Genomic DNA, 9,841 nt, shown 5'->3' on the forward strand with positions numbered 1-9,841 from the left:
CGGTGTCGTCGAACCTTCACGGAATAGGAACTCGCGACTTTTTTAGCGCGTATTTTGCCCAAGCGTCAGGGACAAAGCCTGAGCGTCGCTCGGGGGAATCCTTTCCTTAGTCATGATGAATCGGCCAATATTCGGCGATCTTTAATCAAAAGGAGGCTAAATGATGTCAACCCTACCTTCGTTGAGTTTTGCCGGAATCGGCCTGATGGGCTTGCCCATGTGCCGGCGTTTGTTGGCGGCGGGGTATCCGCTGACGGTGTGGAATCGCAATCCGGCCAAATGCGCAGCGTTGATCGAGGCCGGCGCCCGGCAGGTGGCAACGGCGGCTGAACTGGGTCAGCACGCCGATGTGGTGATGCTGTGCCTGGCGGACACGGCGGTGGTGCGCGAGGTGGTTTTCGGTCCGGTAGGGATTGCCGAAGGGGCGAAAAGTGGGCAGTTGCTGGTGGATTTTTCCAGTCTGGAACCTACGGCGACGCGGGACATGGCCTCGGCGCTTGTCGGCCAATGCGGCATGCGTTGGCTGGACGCGCCGGTGTCCGGTGGGGTCGTCGGCGCCGAAGCCGGCAGCCTGGCGATTATGGTCGGCGGCGAAGCGGCAGACCTTGAGCGAATCAGGCCGGTGCTGCTGAACCTCGGTCAACGGGTAACTCACATGGGTGGTGTCGGCGCCGGGCAGGTGACCAAGGCCTGCAATCAGATGATCGTTGCCTGCAATGCATTGGTGATTGCTGAAGTGGTGGCACTGGCCGAGCGCTCCGGGGTCGACGCCAGCCTGATCGCCGAGGCGCTGGCGGGAGGGTTCGCCGATTCAAAGCCATTGCAGATCCTCGCCCCGCAAATGGCCGAGAGTCGTTTCGAGCCAGTGAAGTGGCACGTGCGCACGCTGCTCAAAGACCTCGACACCGCGGTGAAATTCTCCCGCGAACAGGGCTCAGCCACGCCGATCAGCGGATTGGCCGCACAACTGATGCGCCTGCATGGGGGCCAGGGCTTTTTGGAAAAGGATCCGTCGACGTTAGTGCAGTTGTACCGCAAGCCAGGCTCAGCGGACTGACACTGCGTGAATGTTTGCGCTGATTGATTTCAGCCAGCACCGCAGGCAGTTCGGCCAGCGGCACCGGACGGCTGAGCAGGTGGCCTTGAACCAGGTCGCAGCCCTGGCGTTCGAGAAAGTCATATTGCTCGAGTGTTTCGACACCCTCGCTGACGACCTGTAAATGCAGGGTGTGGGCCATGATGATAATGGCGTGGACGATTTCCATGTCCTGGGTAGCCTTGGGGATGTCCTGAATGAACGAGCGGTCGATTTTCAGCGTGTTCAGCGGCAGGCGCTTGAGGTAGGCCAGGGATGAATAGCCGGTGCCGAAGTCGTCGATCGACAGCGAGACTCCGAGAGAGCGGATCTGCTTCAGCAACGCCAGGGTGTTGGCAACGTTGCCCATCAGCGCGTTTTCGGTGACTTCGAGTTCTAGCCTTTGTGGTGACACCCCGGCAATGCGCAGGGCGTTTTCGATTTCATCGGCCAACTCTTCGCGGGCGAGGTTCAGCGGCGAGCAGTTTACGGCGATCTTGAGTTCTTCGCGCCCCTGGCGGGACAGCTCGCCAAGGTCCTCGCACGCCTTGTGCAACACCCAGTTGTCCAGTTCGTTGATCAGACCATTGGCCTCGGCAATGGCAATGAACCGATCCGGTGCCAGCAACCCGTGAACCGGGTGTTGCCAGCGAATCAGCGCTTCGAGTCTGGTGACCTGGCCGCTTTTCAGGTCGTAGATCGGTTGGTAATAAAGGATCAAACCGGCGTCGTTGCGCAGGGCGTACCGCAGTTCTTCCTCGAGTTGCAGCTCCAGCGTGGCACGGGTTTTCATGTGTGGACTGAAAAAATGCAGCCCGTTGCGCCCGCTGCCCTTGGACTGGTACAGCGCCAGGTCGGCATTTTTCAGCAGCTCCTCGCAGGTCGTCCCATCTTGCGGAAAAACGCTGATGCCGATGCTGGTGGTCATGACCATGCTGCGCCCGGCCAACTCGATCGGGTCTTTCATTTTCAGCATGATGCGCTGGGCCATGTTCCGGGCTTCTTCAAGGTCATGCAGGCCGATGAGGATGCAGAACTCGTCCCCGCCAAAGCGCGCCACCACATCGTCGTGGCTGCGTACCGAATCTTTGATGTGGCTGGCCAGGACTTTGAGCAACTCATCGCCAGCGTCATGGCCCAGGCTGTCGTTGATCCGCTTGAAGTGGTCGATGTCGAGGAACATCACCGCCAGCATCCCGCCTTCGTTGGCAGTATCGAGCAGTTTTTCGGCGAAAATCTGGTTGAACCCACGGCGGTTGATCAGGTTGGTCAGCGCGTCGTAGTGCGCCACCTGTTGCAGCGACAGGCGTGCCTGATCCAGTTGGCCGAGCAGGGTGTTGACCCGCTGAAGATCGCATTCCTTGTGTTGCAGCTTCTTGTCGGCCAGTGCCGCGCTGATGCTGCTGCCGATGATCAGCAACGTCATCATCGCCACCGTCAATCCCAGTTGCAGGTGGTTGTTGTCGCCGGGCAGCTGCTGGACGCTATCGATGGGCAGCACCAGGCTGAGCGCTGCCATGCCGGTGAAATGCATGCTGACGATGCCGGCCCCGAGCACCAGGCTGGCGGTGTATTTGAGCAGTTGATGAGCCACGCCGCTGCCTTCGCGCAGGTGACGGGAAATCACCAGGGCGGCCAGGCTGGCGCCAATCGCGATGACGACGGAGAGGGCGAACAGGGCGGGGTCGTAATAAGCCGTCGCATTCGACTGCATGGCGGCCATGCCCACGTAGTGCATGGTCGCGATACCCAGGCCGATCCACACTGCGGCCCGCAGGGTTTGCCAGAAACTCACATGACGATGGCTGAGGGTGTGCATCGCCAGCCACGAGGCCGTCAGTGCAAACAACAGTGAAATCAGGGTGATGGGCAGCTGGTAATTGATTTCGATCGGCGCCTGGAACGCCAGCATGCTGATGAAGTGCATGGCCCAGATACCGCCCGCCAGGCACCCGGCACCGACCCAGCGCCAGAGACGTTGGGAGGCGGCTTTTTCGGCATGGCCGACCCGTTCGGTGATGTCCAGTGTGGCGAAGCCGGTCGCACAGGCGACCACATAAGCCAGCAATACCAGGAAGGGGTTATGGGCGCAATTGAGTATGACCTGGCCGGTCTCTGGCAGTTGGGTCGTGAAATATAAAGCAGGCCACTCCATCGGACGCCCCGTATTTATCCAGCCGACACCATGAACCCTGGCGAATGTGTTGGAGTATAGAGGTCATACAAAGAGTGCAAACGGTAGTGGCATATTGCTGTCGAACATTTTGCAATTACTGCCGCCAGTTATCAGGCGATCTGCTCATAAGGGAGATCGAATTCTGGTTGCAGGGCCGGCAATCCGAACGCTGCCCGTGCCGCATCGCAATCCACATTTGCCTCGCCGTTGGCCCAGGAGGCATCGAACTCCCGACAGGTGCTGGAACGTTGGTCGTAAATCGAGCACTGCACGGTGCTGCCGACTTCGCCGACCAGCCCGACGCAGCGAGTGGGTTTGCAGTCCGTGCCCAGCATGGCCACCCGGCTGGGGCTGATGGGCGCGACAAGCTCGTCAGGCACCGTTCCCCCGGCCGAGGTGCATTCACCCCAGAAAAAAGACACGCGAAAATGAGAACAGCAGGCACCGCAATTCAGACACGGACTGGCTTCGGACATGGGCGATAATCAAAGGAGGGATGGGGGACACGGTGGGGTGGACAAGGCCGCTATTCTAGGCTTCGCGTTGGACTTGGGAAGGGGGCGCAAAAGTATTTTTTCATGTGACCAATGGCGAGAAATATTTGCCTTGCAAAATCCCTTGTGGGAGCGAGCCTGCTCGCGAAAGCGGCGGATCAGTCACCCTCTGTATTGAATGTGCAGGCCTCTTCGCTAGCAGGCGAGCTGCCACAGGTTTGGGTTTGGTGTCATGGGCTGATATCAGCATTACGAATAATTACAGACAGCTCCGGCGGGCCTGTCTAGATTGGAGGTTCCGGGGACAGCGAAGCCCCAATAACAATAAAAGAGACGGACCCCATGCAGAACTCGACCCAAGCGGCGAATGCCTGGCGCATTCTGTTCCTGCTGTTCCTGGCCAATCTGTTCAACTTCTTCGATCGCACCATCCCGGCCATCATCATCGAACCGATCCGCATGGAATGGCACCTCAGCGACTTTCAACTGGGGATCATCGGGACTGCATTCACCATCGTCTACGCCATTGCCGGCCTGCCCCTGGGGCGCATGGCCGATACCGGTTCGCGCAGCAAACTGATGGGTTGGGGCCTGGCGGCGTGGAGCGGCCTGACGGCGGTTAATGGGCTGGTGGGCAATTTCTGGGCGTTCCTGATCGTGCGCATGGGCGTCGGCATCGGCGAAGCCAGTTACGCGCCGGCCGCCAATTCGCTGATCGGCGACCTGTTCCCGGCTCACCGTCGCGCGCGGGCCATGGGCATTTTCATGCTCGGCCTGCCACTGGGGCTGCTGCTGGCCTTCTTCACCATCGGCGCGATGGTCAAGGCGTTCGACAGCTGGCGTGCTCCGTTTTTCATCGCCGCTGTGCCGGGGCTGTTACTCGCGATCTTCATGTTCTTCATCAAAGAGCCGAAGCGCGGCGCGGCGGAAACCGTGCAGGTCTCGCAAGAGAAAGTCGACAAGCCGATCCGGCGAATTCTGGCGGTACCGACCTTTCTTTGGCTGGTCATGGCCGGGTTGTGCTTCAACTTCGCTACGTATGCCTGCAACTCGTTTCTGGTGCCGATGCTGCAGCGTTACTTTCTGATGCCGTTGCAGGAAGCGGCGGTGGCGACCGGGGTGATCGTCGGTGTGACCGGTTTGTTCGGGTTGACGCTCGGTGGCTGGGTCGCCGACAAGATCCACCAGCGAGTGGCCAATGGGCGGCTGTTGTTTGCGGCGTTCAGCCTGATCGTCTCGACGGTGTGTACGGCGTGGGCACTGCATGCCGGGCGGATCGAGATCGGGGTGTTCGTGGCGGTGTTCAGTGTGGGTTGGCTGTTCGCTTACAACTTCTATACCTGCGTTTACACGGCGATTCAGGACGTGGTTGAACCGCGCTTGCGGGCCACGGCGATGGCGCTGTTCTTCGCCGGGTTGTACTTGCTGGGCGGTGGTTTGGGGCCGGTGGTGGTGGGCGGTTTGTCCGACCACTTCGCGCACACGGCGATGGCCGCGGCAGGTGCCGAGCAAATGACCGAGGCGTTCAAGGCGGTCGGCTTGCATGATGCGATGTATTTGATCCCGGTGGCGCTGTTTTTCACCATGGTGTTTTTGTTCCTGGCTTCGCGGTGTTTTGTTCGGGATGCAAAGCGGATGAAGGAAGGGTTGGTGGCTGTTGTCGAGCCAGGAGTTTCCGTGGCGGCTGCTTGATTGCTATCGCGGGCAAGCCCGCTCCCACAGGTTCAGTGGTGTTCATGGATGTTGTGCTCGACACGGACCCTGTGGGAGCGGGCTTGCCCGCGATGGGGTCAGCAGCACCACACTATTCATCCAGACAAAAAAGGCCCGCATCACTGCGGGCCTTCTTGTTTTCAGCGGTGGAGCAGGGCGGCTTAACCCGCCACCAGCACCCGAATCGCTTCCAGTCGCAACGCAGCCTTGTCGAGCATGGCCAAACCTTGCTCACGCTGTTTGCGCAGGGCAACCAACTCGCTGTCACGCACGGTCGGGTTCACCGCTTGCAGTGCGGTCAGGCGCGCCAGTTCTTCGTCGGTGTCGGCCGCCAGACGACGTTGCGCTTCGGCAACCCGTTCGGCGTGACGCGGGAAGATTTTCTCTTCGCCGGCGTTGATCCGTGGCGTCAGCTGATCGCGCTGAGCCTGGATGAACTTGTTGGCGCTGGCGCGGGGCACGCTTTCCAGTTGATCGTTCAGGGTTTCGAACGACACCCGGGCCGACAGGTCGTTGCCATTGGCATCGAGCAGGCAGCGCAGGGCGGCCGGCGGCAGGTAACGGCCCAGTTGCAGCGAGCGTGGCGCAACCACTTCGCTGACGTAGAGCAGTTCCAGCAACACGGTGCCCGGTTTCAGCGCCTTGTTCTTGATCAGCGCTACGGCGGTGTTGCCCATGGAACCGGACAAGACCAGGTCCATGCCGCCCTGAACCATCGGGTGCTCCCAGGTAATGAACTGCATGTCTTCGCGAGACAGCGCCTGGTTGCGGTCGTAAGTGATGGTCACGCCTTCGTCGTCGCCCAGCGGGAAGCTGGCGTCGAGCATTTTTTCGCTCGGCTTGAGGATCAGGGCGTTTTCCGAATGGTCTTCGCTGTCGATGCCAAAGGCGTCGAACAGGGTTTCCATGTAGATCGGCAGGGCGAACTGATCGTCTTGTTCGAGAATGTCCTCGACCAGCGCATCACCTTCGCCTGCGCCGCCGGAATTGAGCTCCAGCAAGCGGTCACGGCCGGTGTGCAGTTCGGCTTCCAGACGCTCACGCTCGGCGCGGGCTTCGTCGATCAGCGCTTGCCACTCGCCGTCGTCGGCATTTTCCAGCAGCGGCAGCAGGCGTGGGCCGAACTGATGCTGTAGGGCGTTGCCGGTTGGGCAGGTGTTGAGGAACGCGTTCAGTGCTTCGTGGTACCACTGGAACAGACGCTCTTGCGGGCTGGTTTCCAGGTATGGCACGTGCAGTTCGATGATGTGCTTCTGGCCGATCCGGTCCAGACGACCGATACGCTGCTCCAGCAGGTCCGGGTGCGCGGGCAGATCGAACAGCACCAAGTGGTGCGAGAACTGGAAGTTGCGACCTTCACTGCCGATTTCCGAGCAGATCAACACTTGTGCGCCAAATTCTTCGTCGGCGAAGTAGGCAGCGGCGCGGTCACGCTCAAGGATGTTCATGCCCTCGTGGAAGACCGTGGCCGGAATCCCGGAGCGAACGCGCAGGGCGTCTTCCAGGTCCATGGCGGTTTCGGCGTGGGCGCAGATCACCAGCACTTTGGTGCGCTTGAGCATCTTCAGCTGATCAATCAGCCATTCGACGCGCGGGTCGAATTTCCACCAGCGTTCTTCTTCGTTGGCGTCCGGTTGGGCCTGGAAGCTGACTTCCGGGTACAGCTCGGCGTGATCGCCCAGTGGCAGTTCGAGGTATTCGTCCGGGCACGGCAGTGGGTACGGATGCAGTTTACGCTCCGGGAAACCCTGTACGGCGGCGCGGGTGTTGCGGAACAGCACGCGGCCGGTGCCGTGGCGGTCGAGCAGTTCGCGGACCAGACGGGCGCTGGCTTCGATGTCGCCATCATTGACGGCGGCCAGCAGCGCTTCGCCTTCGTTGCCGAGGAAACCGTGAATGGTCTTGTGTGCTTGCGGCGACAGGCGCCCTTTGTCCAGCAACTCCTGGACGGCTTCGGCCACCGGGCGATAGTTTTCGCTCTCGGCGCGGAAGGCGTGCAGGTCATGGAAACGGTTCGGGTCGAGCAGGCGCAGACGCGCAAAGTGGCTGTCCTGGCCGAGTTGTTCCGGGGTGGCGGTCAGCAGAAGCACGCCGGGAATGACTTCAGCCAGTTGCTCAACCAGCGAGTATTCCGGGCTGGCCTTGTCTTCGTGCCACACCAGGTGGTGCGCTTCGTCAACGACCATCATGTCCCAGCCGGCCGCAAACAGCGCGTCCTGGGCCTTCTCGTCGTCCACCAGCCACTCGAGTGCAACCAGCGCGAGCTGGGTGTCTTCGAACGGGTTGGCGGCATCGCTTTCGATGAAACGTTCTTCGTCGAACAGCGCGACTTGCAGGTTGAAGCGGCGGCGCATCTCGACCAGCCACTGGTGCTGCAGGTTCTCCGGCACCAGGATCAGCACGCGGTTGGCGCGGCCCGAGAGCAGTTGGCGATGGATGATCAGGCCGGCTTCGATGGTTTTACCCAGGCCCACTTCGTCTGCCAGCAGAACCCGCGGCGCAATGCGGTCGGCGACTTCACGGGCGATGTGCAACTGGTGCGCGATCGGTTGCGCACGCACGCCACCGAGGCCCCAAAGTGCGGACTGCAACTGGCGGCTGGTGTGTTCCAGGGTGTTGTAGCGCAGGGAGAACCACGCCAGCGGGTCGATCTGCCCGGCGAACAATCGGTCGCTGGCCAGTCGGAACTGAATGAAGTTCGACAGTTGGGTTTCCGGCAGGGTGACCACTTCGTTCTGCGCGTTGAGGCCGTGGTAGACCAGCAGACCATCGACGTCGTCGACTTCCTGGACGGTCAGTTTCCAGCCTTCGAAGTGAGTGATGGAGTCGCCCGGCGAAAATCGCACGCGGGTGAGGGGCGCATTCCGTAGCGCGTACTGGCGAGTCTCGCCAGTGGCCGGATAGAGCACGGTCAACAAGCGGCCGTCCTGTGCCAGAACGGTGCCTAAACCCAGCTCGGCTTCGCTGTCACTGATCCAGCGTTGCCCCGGTTGATACTGCTGCGCCATGCTGCCTGACTCCCACCTTGAAAAAGCGGGCTATCTTAACGGAATGAGGGCTTCAGGGCCAAAGGACTCTCATAAAAACTCGCACTCTTACGTTAGCCCAGGGACGCGATGCTTGCAGGTCGGGGCACCAATCGGTGCCAAGCCGGTCACAGTTTGCGACCGATGGCTCAAGTCGCCATCCCCGCAGCCGACAGCCTGCTGACAGGAGACTAAATAATTATGCTGCCACCGATGCTCCCCTTGAGTGCCGTGCCGATCACGTCACAGCAGGACCCGATCCGCCAGCGCCCGGATATTCCGCCTGTGGTGCCGGTGCAGGAAAGCTCCAACGAAAGCACCATCGACCTGCAGCAGCGCGATCCAGAAGAAGCGGCTTTTCAGCTGCGCGAGGAACAGCGGCGCAAGCAGGAGCGGGAACGGCGTCGTCGTGAAGCCGATGAGGACCCGGAGGAACATCTGGCGATTCCCGGTGATGAGCTCAATGCCGACAATACCGTGCCGGTGGCGCCGTTGATGGAAGATCAGCCGCGCCAGGGGTTGTGGGTCGATATCCAGATTTGAGGTTGTGGCTGGTCAGCGCTGCCGTGAGACCGCATTATTGTGACAACCCTGCCATACGATGTACTGAGCACCATGAACCAAGACGACAAGCTGATTGATCTCAATTCCGAACGCGCCAAGCGGGTTCATGACCTTAATGAAAAGCGTCTGAATGAAGTGCGTCAGGCGTTTGAGCAGGCGATGCCGCTGGGTAAAGCCAAGAAGAAGCCGAAGAACAAACCGAAAAAGCGTTGAAACACCCTGCATCGGTTGATGCAGGTCAGTTATTTCCCCTCCTTTACGCCCTGTCTTGGGCGACATTGATCCCGGTCAATTTTCTCTTCTGCCTGATTGGTTAACTTAGCCCTATCGCAACAGGGCAAGTGCAGGAGAGCCGTCATGTTTTTCGACAACGTGGTGATCGCCGGGGTGCTGACAGTCGGCCTCATGGTTCTGTTTTTCGCAGGGTTCGGATTTTTTATCTGGAAGGATTCGCATAAGCGTAAACCGTAGTTCTTTCTGGATGTAATGAGCACGCAAGGCATTTTGGGCAACTTCGGTTGCCCTTTTTTTTGCCTGCGATTTGGGGATGGGGGCTTCTTTGGAGCCTTTTTGCGAAGGCGGCCTGATAGCCGACCTGTCTCTGCGTGGTGTACATATCCATTCCTGCGGTAACGGCCGCTTATGGTTTCGCTCTTACAGCGAGTCCCTTTTGGCAAACGCCCCAAAAGGAACCAAAAGGTCTCGCCCCGGCGTCCGGCCCCTCGCCTGGGCTCGGCGTTCCTTCGCTCCGGCATTCATCTGGGGGCATCGCCTCCGGTCGGCTTCGCTTCGA

8 protein-coding genes are annotated in these 9,841 nt (G+C 60.3%); 5 read left to right on the forward strand and 3 right to left on the reverse strand.

What is annotated here, in order from left to right:
* The first annotated feature begins 160 nt into the window (after window positions 1-160).
* Window positions 161-1,057, forward strand: coding sequence for an NAD(P)-dependent oxidoreductase (locus tag K0F88_RS24450; RefSeq protein ID WP_176457686.1), 897 nt, complete (start codon window positions 161-163; stop codon window positions 1,055-1,057).
* Here K0F88_RS24450 and K0F88_RS24455 read toward each other — a convergent pair.
* Together K0F88_RS24455 and K0F88_RS24460 are read right to left on the reverse strand one after the other, a co-directional pair.
* Entirely contained in the window at window positions 948-3,230 is a 2,283-nt protein-coding gene (locus tag K0F88_RS24455; RefSeq protein WP_219096869.1) for a bifunctional diguanylate cyclase/phosphodiesterase, read from the reverse strand. The two genes, K0F88_RS24450 and K0F88_RS24455, sit on opposite strands and share 110 nt — an antisense overlap.
* A gap of 131 nt (window positions 3,231-3,361) precedes the next feature.
* Window positions 3,362-3,727, reverse strand: coding sequence for a YkgJ family cysteine cluster protein (locus tag K0F88_RS24460; RefSeq protein WP_094468770.1), 366 nt, complete (start codon window positions 3,725-3,727; stop codon window positions 3,362-3,364).
* A 360-nt stretch (window positions 3,728-4,087) separates the two neighbouring features.
* On the opposite strand from K0F88_RS24460, the gene K0F88_RS24465 reads away from it, so the two are divergent.
* Complete coding sequence (locus K0F88_RS24465) at window positions 4,088-5,437, forward strand: MFS transporter (protein WP_219096870.1); 1,350 nt, start codon at window positions 4,088-4,090, stop codon at window positions 5,435-5,437.
* A gap of 182 nt (window positions 5,438-5,619) precedes the next feature.
* On the opposite strand, the gene rapA is transcribed toward K0F88_RS24465, so the two are convergent.
* On the reverse strand, window positions 5,620-8,466 hold the full coding sequence (rapA, locus tag K0F88_RS24470) for an RNA polymerase-associated protein RapA (protein ID WP_219096871.1): 2,847 nt from the start codon (window positions 8,464-8,466) through the stop codon (window positions 5,620-5,622).
* Window positions 8,467-8,685: 219 nt separating this feature from the next.
* Between rapA and K0F88_RS24475 the strand changes: the two genes are divergently transcribed.
* The 3 genes from K0F88_RS24475 to ccoM all read left to right on the forward strand — a co-directional run bounded on the left by K0F88_RS24475 (window position 8,686) and on the right by ccoM (window position 9,519).
* Window positions 8,686-9,027: an aspartate-semialdehyde dehydrogenase gene (locus tag K0F88_RS24475; protein WP_219096872.1), complete on the forward strand. Its 342-nt coding sequence runs from the start codon at window positions 8,686-8,688 to the stop codon at window positions 9,025-9,027.
* Between the two features lie 72 nt (window positions 9,028-9,099).
* A complete protein-coding gene (locus tag K0F88_RS24480) occupies window positions 9,100-9,261 on the forward strand; it encodes a hypothetical protein (RefSeq protein WP_219096873.1) in 162 nt (53 codons plus the stop codon).
* A gap of 144 nt (window positions 9,262-9,405) precedes the next feature.
* On the forward strand, window positions 9,406-9,519 hold the full coding sequence (gene ccoM, locus K0F88_RS32835) for a cytochrome c oxidase subunit CcoM (RefSeq protein ID WP_010462558.1): 114 nt from the start codon (window positions 9,406-9,408) through the stop codon (window positions 9,517-9,519).
* Window positions 9,520-9,841 lie beyond the last annotated feature (322 nt).

The organism is Pseudomonas sp. UMAB-40 (genome assembly GCF_900095275.1).
In the GTDB taxonomy this organism is placed as follows: Bacteria; Pseudomonadota; Gammaproteobacteria; order Pseudomonadales; family Pseudomonadaceae; genus Aquipseudomonas; species Aquipseudomonas mandelii_B.